Source organism: Streptomyces sp. NPDC107559, from assembly GCF_055657365.1.
Map to the genome: position 1 here is coordinate 394070 of NZ_JBVKBD010000004.1, position 15779 is coordinate 409848.

At 72.1% G+C, this 15779-nt stretch carries 14 protein-coding genes; 6 read left to right on the plus strand and 8 right to left on the minus strand.

Annotation, left to right across the window (positions count from 1 at the left end):
- Positions 1-97 precede the first annotated feature (97 nt).
- Positions 98-3337: a S41 family peptidase gene (locus ACZ7OY_RS16385; protein ID WP_471911991.1), complete on the minus strand. Its 3240-nt coding sequence runs from the start codon at positions 3335-3337 to the stop codon at positions 98-100.
- A gap of 242 nt (positions 3338-3579) precedes the next feature.
- Here ACZ7OY_RS16385 and ACZ7OY_RS16390 point away from each other — a divergent pair, with 242 nt between their 5' ends.
- The 5 genes from ACZ7OY_RS16390 (at position 3580) to ACZ7OY_RS16410 (ending at position 8427) form a co-directional block, all read left to right on the plus strand.
- Entirely contained in the window at positions 3580-4179 is a 600-nt protein-coding gene (locus ACZ7OY_RS16390; protein WP_471911992.1) for a TetR/AcrR family transcriptional regulator, read from the plus strand.
- A gap of 99 nt (positions 4180-4278) precedes the next feature.
- Positions 4279-6510: an MMPL family transporter gene (locus tag ACZ7OY_RS16395; protein ID WP_471911993.1), complete on the plus strand. Its 2232-nt coding sequence runs from the start codon at positions 4279-4281 to the stop codon at positions 6508-6510.
- 157 nt (positions 6511-6667) lie between these two features.
- Positions 6668-7183 carry a YbaK/EbsC family protein gene (locus ACZ7OY_RS16400; RefSeq protein WP_471911994.1) on the plus strand — a complete coding sequence of 172 codons (516 nt, stop codon included), beginning with the start codon at positions 6668-6670 and terminating at the stop codon, positions 7181-7183.
- A complete protein-coding gene (locus ACZ7OY_RS16405; protein WP_471911995.1) occupies positions 7180-8025 on the plus strand; it encodes an EamA family transporter in 846 nt (281 codons plus the stop codon). Before ACZ7OY_RS16400 ends, ACZ7OY_RS16405 begins: the two co-directional genes overlap by 4 nt.
- 126 nt (positions 8026-8151) lie before the next feature.
- On the plus strand, positions 8152-8427 hold the full coding sequence (locus ACZ7OY_RS16410; protein ID WP_471911996.1) for a DUF1876 domain-containing protein: 276 nt from the start codon (positions 8152-8154) through the stop codon (positions 8425-8427).
- A gap of 101 nt (positions 8428-8528) precedes the next feature.
- Here the strand turns inward: ACZ7OY_RS16410 and ACZ7OY_RS16415 are convergent, their stop codons facing one another.
- From ACZ7OY_RS16415 to ACZ7OY_RS16440, 6 genes are all read right to left on the minus strand, one after another.
- Positions 8529-9692, minus strand: a complete 1164-nt coding sequence (locus tag ACZ7OY_RS16415; RefSeq protein ID WP_471911997.1) for a serine hydrolase domain-containing protein — start codon at positions 9690-9692, stop codon at positions 8529-8531.
- Between the two features lie 104 nt (positions 9693-9796).
- On the minus strand, positions 9797-10201 hold the full coding sequence (locus ACZ7OY_RS16420) for an organic hydroperoxide resistance protein (protein ID WP_471912103.1): 405 nt from the start codon (positions 10199-10201) through the stop codon (positions 9797-9799).
- A 180-nt stretch (positions 10202-10381) separates the two neighbouring features.
- A complete protein-coding gene (locus ACZ7OY_RS16425) occupies positions 10382-10846 on the minus strand; it encodes a MarR family winged helix-turn-helix transcriptional regulator (protein WP_471912104.1) in 465 nt (154 codons plus the stop codon).
- 98 nt (positions 10847-10944) lie between these two features.
- A complete protein-coding gene (locus ACZ7OY_RS16430) occupies positions 10945-11703 on the minus strand; it encodes an energy-coupling factor ABC transporter ATP-binding protein (protein WP_384730302.1) in 759 nt (252 codons plus the stop codon).
- Entirely contained in the window at positions 11691-12452 is a 762-nt protein-coding gene (gene cbiQ, locus ACZ7OY_RS16435) for a cobalt ECF transporter T component CbiQ (RefSeq protein WP_471911998.1), read from the minus strand. Before cbiQ ends, ACZ7OY_RS16430 begins: the two co-directional genes overlap by 13 nt.
- 1 nt (position 12453) lies before the next feature.
- Positions 12454-13506, minus strand: a complete 1053-nt coding sequence (locus ACZ7OY_RS16440; protein ID WP_471911999.1) for an energy-coupling factor ABC transporter permease — start codon at positions 13504-13506, stop codon at positions 12454-12456.
- Between the two features lie 173 nt (positions 13507-13679).
- Here ACZ7OY_RS16440 and ACZ7OY_RS16445 point away from each other — a divergent pair, with 173 nt between their 5' ends.
- Complete coding sequence (locus ACZ7OY_RS16445) at positions 13680-14033, plus strand: SsgA family sporulation/cell division regulator (RefSeq protein ID WP_471912000.1); 354 nt, start codon at positions 13680-13682, stop codon at positions 14031-14033.
- 76 nt (positions 14034-14109) lie between these two features.
- Here the strand turns inward: ACZ7OY_RS16445 and ACZ7OY_RS16450 are convergent, their stop codons facing one another.
- A complete protein-coding gene (locus tag ACZ7OY_RS16450) occupies positions 14110-15774 on the minus strand; it encodes a penicillin-binding transpeptidase domain-containing protein (RefSeq protein ID WP_471912001.1) in 1665 nt (554 codons plus the stop codon).
- Positions 15775-15779: the final 5 nt, after the last annotated feature.

Here is a 15779-nt window from a genome sequence, read left to right on the forward strand (position 1 = left end):
GGGTGCCCCTGACGAGGGGCACCCCTTCCTCACGTCCTCGACTCCGCCGCGGCCACGGCTCCTTGTCCGTGTCCCGGCTCCGCGGCGGCAGCGCGTCTCAGCCGCGGGGCGGCAGCTTCGGCCGGGACCGGTCCGGTACCCGGCTGCGGTCCGGCGGGGTCGCGGGCGGGTTCGTCTCCAGCAGGTCCAGGGCGAGTTGCACGGCGTCGTCCAGCTGGGCGTGCCGTCCCTCCGCCCAGTCCAGCGGGGTGCGCAGCACCTCCAGGTCGGGCAGCACACCGTGGTTCTCGATGGACCAGCCGTAGTCGTCGAACCAGGCGGCGTTCATCGGCACGGTGATCACCGTGCCGTCGCCCAGCTGGTGGCGTCCGGTCATGCCGACCACCCCGCCCCAGGTGCGCTGGCCGACCACCGGGCCGAGGTTGAGCAGTTTGAAGGCGGCCGTGATCATGTCGCCGTCGGAGGACGTGGCCTCGTCGGCGAGGGCGACCACCGGTCCCCTGGGGGCGTTGGAGGCGTACGACACCGGCTGGGCGTCGCGGGTCAGGTCCCAGCCGAGGATGCGGCGGGTGAGTTTCTCCACGACCAGTTCGCTGATGTGGCCGCCGGCGTTGCCGCGTACGTCCACGATGAGCGCGGGCCGGGACACCTCCATACGCAGGTCCCGGTTGAACTGGGCCCAGCCGGAGCCGCCCATGTCGGGGATGTGCAGATAGCCGCAGTGGCCGGCGCCCAGTTCGCGTACGACCTCGCGGCGCTTGGCCACCCAGTCCTGGTAGCGCAGCGGCCGGTCGTCGGTGAGCGGCACCACGGCCACCCGCCGGGCGCGGCCGGCCTCGCCCTCCGCCGGGGTGAACGTCAGCTCCACCGTCGTGCCGCCCGCGCCCGCCAGCAGCGGGTACGGGCCGGTCACCGGGTCCACCGGCCGCCCGTCCACATGGGTGAGGACGGCTCCCTCGCGGATGCCGGTGCCGGCCAGCGGGGAGCGGGCCTTGGAGTCGGAGGAGTCGCCGGGCAGGATCCGTTTGACCATCCAGCCGCCGTCCCGGCACACCAGGTTGGCGCCCAGCAGGCCCTGCCGGCGCTGGTAGTGCGGCGGGCCCTCGTTGCGGCGCGAGGGGGTGACGTAGGCGTGCGAGGTGCCGAGTTCGCCCAGCACCTCGCGCAGCAGATCGGCGAACTCGTCCGGGGAGGCGACCCGTTCGATCAGCGGCCGGTACTGCTCCAGCACCCCGTCCCAGTCGATGCCGCACATCCCCGGGTCCCAGAAGTAGGCGCGGATGATCCGGCCGGCCTCGTCGTAGGCCTGGCGCCACTCGGCGGGCGGGTCGACCTCGTGCAGGATGCGCCGCAGGTCGATCCAGACGGTGCTGTCGCTGTCGCCGGCCTCGCCGGACGGCACGGCCCGCAGTTCACCCTCGTCGACCACGACCAGCCGGGTCCCGTCCCCGCTCACCGCGAACCAGTCCAGGTGGCCGACGAGTTCGGACTTCTTCGCCTTGGTGATGTTGAAGTGCTCCAGGGTGGGCCGCCCGCTGGTGTCGTCGGGGTTGGCGAAGGTCTCGCCCAGCGCGCCCGAGATCGGCCAGCGCAGCCAGACCAGGCCGCCGCCCGCGACCGGATACAGCGCCGAGTACTTGGAGGCGGTCACCGGGAACGGGGTCACCCGGCTCTCCAGCCCCTCGACCTCCACGGTCACGGCGCCGTCGCCGCCCTCGTCCTCCATCGGGTCCAGCCCGCCGGCCGCCGGGCGGCCCTCCGGGGTCAGGGCGAACGGGGAGGGGGTCGCCGACGACAGCGGCACCAGGTAGGGGCGGCAGCCCAGCGGGAAGGACAGGTCGCCGGTGTGCACGTCGTACACCGGGTCGAAGCCGCGCCAGGACAGGAAGGCCAGGTACCGCCCGTCCCGGGTGAACACCGGGTTCTCGTCCTCGAAGCGGCCGTTGGTGACGTCGACGACGAGGCCGGTCCCGCCGTTGTGGGCGATCCGGGCCATCTTGATCTGCCGCAGGGACCGCCCGATGCCCGGGTGCGACCAGGTCAGCCAGGCGCCGTCGGGGGAGAAGGCGAGGTCGCGCACCGGCCCGTTGACGGACCGGATCAGCTCGGTCACCTCTCCGTTGGACTCCTCGGTGGCGTCGATCAGCAGCAGTCGTCCGTCGTGTGCGGCGATGGCGATGCGCTCGCCCTCCGGATCGGAGACCAGTTCCAGGACCCGGCCCAGTTCGCCGGAGGCCAGACGCCGGGGCGGGCGGTCGCCGGTGGCCCGGGGCAGGTAGGCGATCTCGACGGCGTCCTCGCCCTCCGCGTCCGTCACGTACGCGACCTGTCCGCCGGAGCCGAGCATCTCCGGCAGCCGCACCCGTACGCCCGGGGTGTCGGTGATGGTGCGGGCGGGGCCGTCCCGGTGGGTCAGCCAGTACAGGCTGCCGCGCACCACGACGGCGCCGGCCCGCCCGGTCTCGTCCACGGAGATGCCGTCCACGTGCTGGGCGGCGGGCACCTGGTAGGGGCGGCGGCCGGCCCGCGGTCCGCCCAGCCGGATGTCCAGCTTGCGCGGGACGGAGCGCGGGCTCAGGTCGTCGACGATCCACAGGTCGCCCGCGCACTGGTACACCACGCGGGTGCCGTCGCTGGAGGCGTTGCGGGCGTAGAAGGCGTCATGGTCGGTGTGGCGGCGCAGGTCGGAGCCGTCGTAGGCGCACGAGTACAGGTTGCCGATGCCCTCGTGGTCGGAGAGGAACGCGATCCGTCCGTCGGCGAACACCGGGGACTGGAGGTGGCCGCCGATGTCGGGGACCAGTTGTTTCCCGTGCAGCCACAGGCGGCCCATGGCCCCGCCGCGGTAGCGCTTCCAGACGGCCGGTTCGTGCGGCGGGGTGCCGGTCAGCAGGAGGGTCTTGCGGTCCCCGTCGAGGTCGGCGACCTGAATGTCGGAGACCGGGCCCCAGGGCAGCCGGCCGCCGGGGTCGCCGTCGGTGGGCACTTTGTAGGCCCAGGTGAAGTAGGGGAAGGGCTGGCCGTGGGAGGCGACGGCGAGGATGTCGCCGTCCGGGGTCCAGCCGCAGACCTGGGTGTCGGCGCTGCCCCAGTAGGTGAGTCTTCGGCCGGGCCCGCCGTCCACCGGCGCGAGGTGGATCTCGGGGACGAGACTGCGCCAGGTCGTGTACGCGATGTCGCGGCCGTCGGGGGAGAAGCGGGGGTGGCCGACCTTGGTGCGGTCGACGGTGAGACGCCAGGCGCGGCCGGGCCCGTCGAGCGAGGTCAGCCAGAGGTCGTCCTCGGCGACGAAGCACAGCAGGTCTTCGTTGAGATGGGGCAGACGCAGATAGCTCACCTCCCCATGCTTTTCCGCCGAATGGCCCCGGGCAACTCGTGAAAAAAGGGTGCGTGTCGTCCGGGGGTGACCCAGCACACGTACGAAACGGTTTCGTTTCGCACAGAGGCTGCGCTACATTCGTCCTGTACGACAACGACGTACGACGACGATGTACGGAACAGGTACGGAATCGCGTACGGAAGAATGTCGTTCGAAGCAGGTCGTCCGAAGCGCACGCCGGAGCGGAAGTGGTGAGTGGCATGACCGAGGTCGCAACCGCGCGGCGCAGTCGGATCACGCCCGAGCGCGAGGCCGAGTTGTACGGGGCCGTGCTCGACCTGCTCCGGGAAGTCGGCTACGACGCCCTCACCATGGATGCCGTGGCCGCCCGCACCCGGTCCAGCAAGGCGACGCTCTACCGCCAGTGGGGCGGCAAGCCGGAACTCGTCGCCAGGGCGATCCGGCACAACAAGCCGGGCCGCGCGGGCGACATCGACACCGGATCCCTGCGGGGCGACTTCCACGCCATCGCCTCGCGCGAGGACGACTGCGCCATGGAACAGAACTCCGCGCTGATGCGGGGCCTGTTCATGGCGGTGCACACCAACCCCGATCTGCTGCGGGCCTTCCGGGAACTGCTGGTGGAGCCGGAGATGGAAGAGTTCCGGGTGCTGCTGCGCCGGGCCGTCGACCGCGGTGAGGTCCGCGCCGACTGTCCCGCGCTGGAGTACGTGGTGCACATGCTCATCGGAGCGTTCGCCACCCGGGCCGTGATCGACGACCAGCCGCCCACGCAGGACTTCCTCATCTCGTACATCGACGCCGTGGTCCTCCCCGCCCTCGGCGTCCCCACCGGCTGACCCCTCCCCACGCTAGCCCCCACCTGACGTAACCGCTCACGTCGTCGGGCTGATCACCCCTGCCCTGAATACCCCACGACTGACCGGGAGTTCGCCCTCGTGGCCACTTTCCTGTACAAACTCGGCCGTTTCGCCTTCCGGCGACGGCATTTCGTCGCCCTGATCTGGGTGGCGCTGCTGACCCTCGCCGGTGTCGGCGCGGCCAACGCGCCCGCGGCCGGCAGCACCTCGTTCTCCATTCCAGGCACCGAGGCGCAGAAGGCCTTCGACCTGCTGGAACAGCGCTTCCCCGGGATGAGCGCCGACGGCGCCACCGCGCGGGTCGTCTTCAAGGCGCCGGACGGCGAGAAGATGACGGACGCCGCCAACAAGGCCGTCGTCCGCTCGACGGTGAAGGAGCTGTCCGACGGCTCCGAGGTCACCTCCGTCGCCGACCCGTTCAAGACCCACGCGGTCAGCAAGGACGGCACGATCGCCTACGCGTCCGTGAAGTACGACGTCTCCGGCATGGAGCTGAAGGACGCGTCCAAGGACGCCCTGAACGAGGCGGCGCAGGACGCGCGGGACTCCGGGCTGACCGTCGAGATCGGCGGTGACGCGCTGACCGCGACGCCCGAGACCGGCTCCACGGAGGTCATCGGCATCGCGATCGCCGCGGTGGTCCTGGTCATCACCTTCGGCTCGCTGATCGCGGCCGGACTGCCCCTGCTGACCGCCCTGATCGGCGTCGGCATCGGCGTCTCGACGATCACGGCCCTGGCGAACGTGCTCGACCTGGGCACGACCACCTCCACCCTCGCGATGATGATCGGCCTCGCGGTCGGCATCGACTACGCGCTGTTCATCGTCTCCCGCTACCGGGCCGAGCTGGCCGAGGGCCGCGAACGCGAGGAGGCGGCCGGACGGGCCGTCGGCACGGCGGGCTCCGCGGTGGTCTTCGCGGGCCTGACGGTGGTCATCGCGCTGGTCGGCCTGTCGGTCGTCAACATCCCGATGCTCACCAAGATGGGCGTCGCCGCGGCCGGCACGGTCGCCATCGCGGTCCTGATCGCGCTGACCCTGATCCCCGCGCTGCTCGGCTACGCCGGACGCAAGGTGCAGCCCGCCGGGATGAAGAGCCGGCTGCTGGGCGGCGCCCGGGCCGCACGCAAGGCGGCCGCGCGTCCCGGCCGGCCCAACATGGGCGCCCGCTGGGCGAGCTTCGTCGTACGGCGGCCGATGGCCGTGCTGCTGCTGGGCGTGCTCGGCCTCGGCGCGGCGGCCGTCCCGGCGGCCTCCCTCGAACTGGGCCTCGGCGACGACGGCTCGCAGCCGGTGTCGACGACCCAGCGCCGCGCCTACGACCTGCTGTCGGAGGGCTTCGGGCCCGGCTTCAACGGACCGCTGATGGTCGTCGTCGACGCGGAGGCCAGCGACTCCCCGAAGGCGGCCGTCTCCCGGGTCAGCGACGAGATCAAGGGCCTCAAGGACGTCGTCACGGTCACCCCGGCGACGTACAACAAGGCCGGCGACACCGCGACGATCACCGTGATCCCGGACTCCAAGCCGTCCTCGGTCACCACCGAGGACCTGGTGCACGGCATCCGTGACGCGGGCGCCGAGATCAAGGGCGACACCGACGCGACGGTGCTGGTCACCGGTTCGACGGCGATGAACATCGACTTCTCGCAGAAGCTGAACGACGCCCTGGTCCCGTACCTGGTGCTGGTGGTTGGTCTCGCCTTCCTCCTGCTGATCATGGTGTTCCGCTCGATCCTGGTCCCGCTGAAGGCGGCGCTCGGCTTCCTGCTGAGCGTGATGGCGGCGCTGGGCGCCGTGGTCGCGGTCTTCCAGTGGGGTTGGCTGTCCGGCCTGCTGGGCGTCGAGCAGACCGGCCCGATCATGTCGATGATGCCGATCTTCATGGTGGGCGTGGTCTTCGGACTGGCCATGGACTACGAGGTGTTCCTCGTGACCCGGATGCGCGAGGCGTACGTGCACGGCGAGAAGCCGAGCCAGGCCGTCGTCACCGGCTTCCGGCACGGCGCACGGGTGGTCACGGCCGCCGCCGTCATCATGATCGCCGTCTTCTCCGGCTTCATCGGCTCCAGCGAGTCGATGATCAAGATGATCGGCTTCGGCCTCGCGATCGCGGTCTTCTTCGACGCGTTCGTCGTCCGGATGGCCATCGTCCCGGCGGTGCTCGCCCTGCTCGGCCGCAAGGCCTGGTGGCTGCCGAGGTGGCTGGACCGCGCCCTGCCGAACATGGACGTGGAGGGCGAGGGCCTCGGCCGCGCCACCGGTTCCGGTGACACGGAACCGGACGCGCACCGCGAGCCGGCCCGCGTCTGACGTCTCGGCCGCGCCGAAGGACCGGCCGGTGAGGGCTCCGTGGGGACGGGGCGCCCTCACCGGCCTCGCGCGTCGGGCGGCTCCCGCCGCTCCGGCGCGCGGCCGGCCCGCGGAACCCGTTCGCCTGCTCGGTACACGTACCGCTAGCGTGCCGTGCATGACGACGACCGACGGCACTGCCGCAGAAGACTCCGCAGCACACCCCCGGTTCGCCGAGGCCCTGCGGGAGATGGGACTCGCCGAACTGCAAGGGCGGGTACGACGCTTCCCGGACGCCACCCGCACCGCCGGCGAGGCGGCCGCCGCGATCGGCTGCGAACTGAGCCAGATCTGCAAGTCCCTGATCTTCGCCGCGGACGGGGTGCCGGTGCTGGTGCTCATGGACGGCGCCTCCCGGGTGGACCTGGAACTCGTGCGCAAGGAACTCGGGGCCGAGAAGGTGACCCGGGCCAGGGCCGACGTGGTGCGCGAGACGACCGGGTACGCCATCGGAGGCGTACCGCCCTTCGGGCACCGCACGGCGACCCGCGTGCTCGCCGACCGCTCCCTGCTCGCCCACGACGTCGTCTGGGCCGCCGCGGGCACCCCGTACAGCGTCTTCCCGATGGCGCCGCAGACCCTGATCGCCCACGCCGGCGCCAATCTCGTGGACGTGCGCGAGCCCGCTCAGTGACCCCGCTGGTGACCGCGGCCGTCCTGCTGGCCGCGGTCACGCACGCCTCCTGGAACGCGATCGCGCACCGGATCACCGACAAACTGGCCGGGTTCACGCTGATCATGGGCGGCGGCCTGCTGATCGGGCTGGCGGTGACGCCGTTCACGGCGTTCCCGCAGGCACGGGCCTGGCCGTACCTCCTGGCGTCCGCCGCCATCCACGTCGCGTACGTCGCGCTGCTGATGACCTCGTTCCGGCTGGGCGACTTCGGCCAGGCCTATCCGATCGCCCGGGGCAGCGCGCCGCTCGTGGTCACCGTGCTCGCCGCCGCCTTCGCGCACGAGGTGCCGGACGGCTGGGCGGCCGCGGGCGTCCTGGTGTCCTGCGCGGGCCTCACCGGGGTCGCGCTGTGGGGGCTGCGCGGGCGCCGTCCCCCCTGGGCGGCGATCGGCGCCGCGCTGGCGACCGGTCTGACCATCGCCGGGTACACGGTCGTCGACGGTCTGGGGGTACGCGCCTCTGGCTCGTCCCTGGGTTACATCGCGTGGCTGATGGCCGTCCAGGGCGCGGCCGTCCCGCTGTACGCCCTCTGCCGCCGGGGCCGGGAACTGCCTTCCGTCCTGCGCCCCTTCGCCGCGGTCGGGCTGCTCGGCGCGGCCCTGTCCGTGGCGGCGTACGCGCTGGTGCTGTGGGCGCAGACGAAGGCCGACCTGGCACCGGTCGCGGCGCTGCGCGAATCGTCGATCATCGTCGGCGCGGGCATCGGCGCCCTGTTCTTCAAGGAGCGTTTCGGGGCACCGCGGATCGCGGCGGCCGGACTGCTGGTGGTGGGCATCGGGCTGATGCTGCACGCAGGTTAGGGCCTGTCCGGGCCCGGCGGGGGCGGGCGTCCCGGCCGGGGAGACGGGGGTTCGTGGGGTTTCCGTGGGTGCGGTGGTGCGTGCGGAGGGGCACTCTGGAAGCAGGTGTTCGTGGAGGTGATCGTCATGATGCACACCGCAGTGGGATGGCATGTCGAGATGGAGTTCCTGGAGGACGACCAGCACACGCGCGCGGTCGCGCTGGTGCGCCTGCCCGACGGCAGCGAGGTACGCGGGCACGGTCACGCCAGCCGTCACCACTCCGACTCCAATCAGCCGAGAGTCGGGGAGGAGGTGGCGGCCGCCCGTGCGCTGAACGAGATCGCCATGCAACTGCTGGACAAGGCGCACGGGGAGATCGACGCCGAGTCCGGGCGGATCTCGCACGCGATCCACGTCTAGGTTCTGTCCACGTCTAGGGCCTGTCCGCGGTCAGGGCGTCCGCGGCCGGGGGCGGCGTCCCGGCCGTCCCGTCCCGGCCGCCCCGTCCCGGGCGTCGTCGCTCAGTGCGGCAGTGCCTCGCGTACCGCCCGCACCAGGGCCTGCGCCCGGGGGTCGGCCGTCACGCTCGTCCTGAACCCGTTCGTCACATAGCCGAAGGCGAGACCCGACTCGGGGTCGGCGAAGCCGAGCGCGCCGCCGCGGCCGGGGTGGCCGAAGGAGGTGGGGGACAGCAGCGGCGAGGCCGCGCCGTGCAGCATGTAGCCCAGACCGAAGCGGGTGCCGACGACCAGGACACGGTCGGCGCCCGCGGCCTGCTCGCCCCGGGCCAGCTCCATCGTCTGCGGGGTGAACAGCCGCGTCCCGCCGTCGACTTCGCCGATCAGGGAGGCGTAGAAGCGGGCCAGTCCGTCGGCCGTCGCGATGCCGTTGGAGGCGGGCAGCGCCGCCGCCCGGTACGCCGGGTCGTTCTCGTCCGGCAGGGGCGTGATCGCGGCGAAGGCGCGGCGGGTCAGGGACTCGGGGTCGGCGTAGGCGTCGGCGACGGCCCGCGTGGGCCGGACCCGCAGGGCGCCCGCGCCCGCCGGGGGCTCGATCTGCCCGACCCGGCCCGCCCGGCCGGCCTGCGCCGGGGCGATCCCGAGCCGGAAGTCGGCTCCGGCCGGTCCGGCGATCTCGGCCGCGATCCACTCGCCGACCGGCAGGCCCGTGATCCGCCGGACCAGTTCGCCGGTCAGCCAGCTGTAGGTCTGTGCGTGGTAGCCGTGCGCCGTGCCCGGCTCCCAGACCGGCGCCTGCGCGGCGACCGCCGCTGCCCCGAGGTCGGGATCGGCGGCCTCGGCGGGGCTCAGCGGCCGGTCCAGCACCGGCACGCCCGCGCGGTGCGCCAGCACGTCCGCGACGCGGGTCCGTTCCTTGCCCGCCGCCTTGTACTCGGGCCAGTAGGTGCCGACCGGAGCCTGAAGGTCCAGTTCACCGCGCTGGTGCAGCAGCAGGAGCGCGGCGGCGGCCACGCCCTTGGTGGCCGAGCGCACTATCTGGGCGGTGTCCCGCTCCCAGGGCGCCGAGCCGTCGACGTCCCGGGTGCCGCCCCACAGGTCCACGACCCGGTGCCCGTCCCGGTAGACGGCCACCGCCGCGCCCCGGTCCCCGAGCACCTCGAAGTTGCGTACGAACGCTTCCCTGACCGGCTCGAAGCCCTCGGCTACTGTGCCGTGCACATTCACGTCCGGGGTCCCTTCCCTGCACCGACTTACGACAGTCAGTGCAACACATCCGTCCGGCCTTCGATTCCACGGGGTGGCCCCGGCCGGACGGCGGGCGGTACGGCTCAGCCCAGGACGATCGACACCTCGATGTTGCCGCGGGTGGCGTTGGAGTAGGGGCAGACCTGGTGGGCCGCGTCCACGAGCTTCGCGGCGATCTCCGCGTCCAGGACCGGCAGGGACACGCTCAGGGCGACCGCGAGGCCGTAGCCGTGGGTCGTGTTGGGGCCGATGCCGACCTTCGCGGCGACCGTGGAGCCGGTCAGGTCGTAGCCCGCGCGGTTGCCGACGAGGATCAGCGCGTTGTGGAAGCAGGAGCTGTAGCCGGCCGCGAACAACTGCTCCGGATTGGTGCCGTCGCCGTCGCCGCCCAGCGCCGGGGGCATCGCGACCTTCAGGTCGATCTGGCCGTCCTGACTGGTGACATAGCCGTTGCGGCCGCCGTGCGCGGTGGCCTCGGCGACGTACATGATCTTTGTCGGGCGGGTGTCGACGGTGGCACCTTCGATCACGGCGGGACCTCCCCCAGGGCGTTGCACAAACGGCAGGCGGCACGGAAGCTACAGGTACATCGTGCACAAGGTACCGGCCGGTATGGGCGGGGTGGGGGACGGGGGGAGTTACCGTGGGTAACGCTTGCGGGTGACGGTTCAGCGGAGTCGTCCGGCCGCGTCGTGCGCCCGTCCGGTCAGCTCCCACAGCTCCTCGCGCAGCCTCAGCACCGCCGCCGAGTCGAGCCCCGTCGCCGTGAGCAGCGCGCCGGGCAGTCGTGCCGCACGCTCCCTGAGCGCCTCCCCGCGCCCGGTGACGGCGACGAACACCGAGCGTTCGTCGTGCGGCGAGCGCTCCCGATGCACGAGGCCGGCCGACTCCAGCCGCTTCAGCAGCGGCGAGACCGTGCCGTAGTCGAGCCGCAGCGCCTCGGTCAGCTCCTTGACGGTGATCTCGCCCCGCTCCCAGAGCACCAGCAGCACCAGGTACTGCGGATAGGTGAGACCGAGCTCGTCGAGAAGCGGGCGGTAGGCGGCCGTCACCGCGCGCTGGGCCGCGTACAGCGCGAAGCACAACTGGTCGTCCAGCAGCGGCGGCTCGGCGTCCGGCAGCGGCGGCTCGATGTCCGGCCCGGTGCCGGGTCCGGGGACCGGCTCCGCGCCCGGTGCGGCCTGCGGCCCGGTGTCCGCCGCGGAGTCCGGCCCGGCGTCCTCTTGGTGCGTCACGCGCCCATTGTCACCGAGCGGGGGTCGAAGCCGAAGGGAAGTTCCAGGCGATGGGAGCGCATGAGTGCGTCGTCCGAGAGCAGTTCGCCCGTGCGCCCGTCGGCCGCGATCACGCCCTCGCTCAGGATCAGCGCCCGCGGGCACAGCTCCAGCGCGTACGGCAGGTCGTGCGTGACCATCAGCACGGTCACGTCCAACGACCGCAGGATGTCGGCGAGTTCGCGCCGGGAGGCGGGATCCAGGTTCGACGAGGGCTCGTCCAGGACCAGGATCTCCGGCTCCATCGCCAGCACGGTCGCCACGGCCACCCGGCGGCGCTGTCCGAAGGAGAGGTGGTGCGGCGGGCGGTCCTTGAACCCCGCCATGCCGACCTGCTCCAGCGCGCGGTCCACCCGCCGCTCCAGCTCCGGTCCCCGCAGACCGGCCGCCGCGGGACCGAAGGCCACGTCCTCCCGGACGGTCGGCATGAAGAGCTGGTCGTCGGGGTCCTGGAAGACGATGCCCACCCGGCGGCGGATCTCGGCCATGTGCTTCCGGCCGACCGGCAGCCCCGCGACCGTCACCGTGCCCGCGCCGCCGGTCAGGATGCCGTTGAGGTGCAGCACGAGGGTCGTCTTGCCCGCGCCGTTCGGCCCGAGCAGCGCGACCCGTTCGCCGCGCGCGATGGAGAAGTCCACGCCGAACAGGGCCTGGTGGCCGTCGGGGTACGCGAAGGCCAGTCCGGCCACGTCCAGTGAAGGTGTCACAGCGTCCATCCCAGCAGACATACGACGAGGGCGGCGAAGGGGAGGGTGAGGGCGTACGACCACTGCGCCCGGGAGGCGGTCACCTCGTCGATGACCGGCATCGCGCCGGCGTACCCCCGGCTGACCATGGCCAGGTGCACCCGCTCGCCCCGTTCGTAGGAGCGGATGAACAGCGCGCCCGCGGACTTCGCGAGCACCGGCCAGTGCCGTACGCCCTTCGCCTGGAAGCCGCGCGACTCCCGTGCGATGCGCATCCGCCGCATCTCGTCGGTGATGACGTCGCCGTACCGGATCATGAAGGAGGCGATCTGCACCAGCAGGGGCGGCAGCTTCAGGCGTTGCAGGCCGAGCAGGAGTTCGCGCAGTTCGGTGGTGGAGGCCAGCAGGACGGAGGCGGCGACGCCGAGGGTGCCCTTGGCGAGCACGTTCCAGGCGCCCCACAGACCGGAGACGCTCAGCGACAGGCCCAGCACGTCCACCCGCTCCCCCTCCGCCACGAACGGCATGAGCACGGCGAACGCGACGAACGGCACCTCGATCAGCAGCCGCTTCAGCAGGAAACCGGCCGGCACCCGTGCGGCGTACGCGACCAGGGCCAGCAGGGCGGCGTACAGGCCGAACGCCCACATCGCCTCCCGCGGGGTCGACACCACGACCACCACGAAGGCGAACGCGGCGGCCAGCTTGGTGTGCGGCGGCAGCGCGTGCACGGCGGAGTGGCCGTGCCGGTAGAGCCGGTGTGCGTGTCCCGCCCCCATCTCAGGCGCCCGCGGACACGGAGGCGGGCGACGCGTCGGCCGTACGGCGTCGGCGTACCGTCCAGAACACCGCGCTGCCCGCGACGACGGTGACACCGACGCCGATCACGCCCGCGAGACCGCCGGACAGACGCGCGTCGCCGACGTCCTTGACGCCGTAGCCGGCCAGCGGGGAGCCGTCGGAGGCGTGCCGCTCGGTCTTGCGGTCGATGCCCTGGTCGTGGGCGACCTTCTCCAGGCCGTCGGGGCTGGCCGAGGCGTAGAAGCTGACGAACCCGGCCAGCACGAGGGAGGTGACGAGACCGGTGATCCACAGCGTGCGCCGGGAGGTGCGGGCGGCCACCGGGGCGGGCGCGGCGGCGGGGACGTCGACCAGGTCGCCGTTCACGCGCAGCTTCAGCCGCTGCTCCAGACCGCGTGCGCCGTGGACGAGGTCCGGACGTACGGCGATCACGGCGCCGACGGTCAGCGCGGTGATCACGGCCTCGCCGATGCCGATCAGCACATGCACGCCGACCATGGCGGTGGCGACCTTGCCGACGGCCACGTCCGTGGTGCCGCCGATCGCGTACATCAGCGTGAACGCCACGGCGGCGGCCGGGACGGAGAGCAGGGCGGCGACGAAGGAGGCGACCGTCACCGACCGCCGCTTGCGCGGCAGCACCCGCAGCAGGCCGCGGAAGACGGCGTAGGCGACCACCGTCGTCACGATCGCCATGTCGGTGATGTTCACGCCGAGCGCGGTCAGGCCGCCGTCGGCGAAGAGGATGCCCTGCATCAGCAGGACCATGGACACGCACAGGACCCCGGTGAAGGGGCCCACGAGTATCGCGGCCAGCGCGCCGCCCAGCAGATGTCCGCTGGTCCCGGCCGCGACCGGGAAGTTCAGCATCTGCACGGCGAAGATGAACGCGGCCACGAGTCCGGCCAGCGGGGCCGTGCGCTCGTCGAGCTCGCGGCGGGCGCCGCGCAGGCTCACGGCGATGGCTCCCGCGGCGACGACTCCGGTCACGGCGGAGGTGGGGGCGTTGATGAATCCGTCAGGCACATGCACCGTTCGATGATAGTGGCTTAATGCGAACGAGTTGCAAGAGCGAGATGCTCGTGCATCGTGCATCGCTTGAACGGGATGCCTGTCTCAAAAGGCATATTCTGTGAAATATGGGACATTAGAGGGGAGGTGGAGGAGTAGATTTCGCAGCGGTCACGCATGGTGAAGGGTCGTCGATGTCTGTAGTCGAGCAGTTCGCGCGAGCCCACATCGTCACCGACGAGAACGACCGGGCGGAGCCCGAGGCGGTCCCCGTGCGTCTGCGCTACGACCCGGACGCCGATCCCCGGGCCGTGCGCATCGCTCTCCCCGACCGGCCCGAGTGGACGTTCTCCCGGTCCCTGCTGGAGCAGGGGCTGCGCGCCCCGGCGGGCTCGGGGGACGTACGGGTGTGGCCGTGCGGCCGGGTCCAGACCGTCGTCGAGTTCCACTCGGCGCAGGGGGTCTCGGTGGTGCAGTTCGACACGAAGACCCTGATCCGGTTCCTGCGCCGCACGTACAGGGCCGCGACCGTGCCCCTGTCGAACTGACGACGGCCGGCGACTGCGCGGCCCGGCGGCCGTCTGCGCGGCCCGCCGCCACCAGGACGGCTGTCCCGGTGGAGGCTCAGCCGCCCATCCGCAGCAGGGCCGCCACGATCGGGCCCGCAGTGTCACCGCCGTGCCCGCCCGCCTGGACGACACCGGCGGCCGCGAGGTCCCCGCGGTACGCCGTGAACCAGCCGTTCGGCTTCTCCTGGTTGTCCACCTCCGCCGAGCCCGTCTTGGCGCCGTAGTCCGGACCGAGCCCCGACATCGCCTCCGCGGCGGTGCCGTAGGCGGCCGTGTACTGCATGAGTTCGCGCAGCTGCGCCAGCGTCGCGCCGGACAGGGTGCGGGTGGCGGTGGCCAGCGTGCGGCCGTCCGTCTTCGCGGAGACCAGGTAGGGCTGGCGGAAGGTGCCCGACTTGACCGTCGCGGCCACCGACGCCATGTTCAGCGGGTTCATCCGCACCCCGCCCTGGCCGATCAGCTCCGCCGCCTTCTGCGCCCTGCTCTGCGGCGGCACCTCGCCGTCGAAGGTGGGCACACCGATCGCCCAGTTGTTCATCGACAGCCCGAAGACCTGCTGGGCCTGCTTGGTCAGGTCGGAGTCCGAGAGCTTGCCCGCCTGGCTGATGAAGGCCGTGTTGCAGGAGCGCGCGAAGCTCGCCTTGAACGTGCCGTCCTTGATCTCGAAGTCGTCGTCGTTGTGGAACTTCCAGCCGCCGTAGTCGAAGGTCTTGGGGCAGGGGTGCTTCTTGTCCGCCGACGCGAGGTTCTTCTCGATCAGCAGCGAGGAGGTGATGACCTTCATCGTGGAGCCGGGCGCGAGGGAGCCCTGGAACGCCGTGTTGAAGGTGTGGCTGGTGTTGGCCACCGCGAGGATCTCGCCCGTGGACGGACGCATGAGGACCACCGACGCCCGCGCCTGCTTGGTGACCTGCTGTTCGGCCGCCGCCTGGAGGGTCGGGCTCAGCGTCGTCTTCACCGTGCCCGGGGTGCCCTGGCTCAGCTCCAGCAGGGTCTTGTCGGAGGCCTTGCCGGCCTTCGAGGCCTTCCCGCGCATCACCCGCAGCTCGATGCCCGCCTTGCCGCCCGCGATCTTGCCGTACTTCTCGCGCAGCCCGTCCAGCACCGGGCCCAGCGACGGGTACTTGGCGGTGGTGATCTCCCCGCCGTTCCGGTCCAGGGCCGTAACCGGCGGGGTGTCGGAGTCGTCGGTGACGAGCGTGTCGCCGTCCTGGAGGTCGGGGTGGACGACGGAGGCGTGCCAGCCGACCAGCGGCTTGCCGTCCGAGGCCCGGCGCACGACCGTGAGCGCGCTGTCGTACGCGAGCGGCTTGCTGACGCCCTTGTACGTCACCGTGCCCTTCACCGAGAACGGCACCTTGTCGCCGACGCGGGCGCCCGCGGTGAGGGTGACGCCGGTGACATGGGCGTCCTTGGTGTAGCCGGTCAGCAGGGCGGCCGCGGCCGCGGAGTCGTCCGTGGCCGCCGCGGCCAGGGCGGGAGTGCCCTTCTGCCAGGCCGTCAGGAACCGCGCGGCCGTCGTGGTGACCTCGGTCGCCGACAGCGGGCCGGTCTTGACCTTCGGCTTGTCGGAGGCCGTCGACCCGCTCTCGGCCGAGGCCCCGCCGTACAGCGCGTACACCCCGAGCCCGGCGCCCGCCACCACGACGGCGACGATCCCGCCGACCATCGCAGGTCTCGTGCGCCGCCGTTGCTCGGCGACCCGTCTCCGCTTGCCCACAGCCC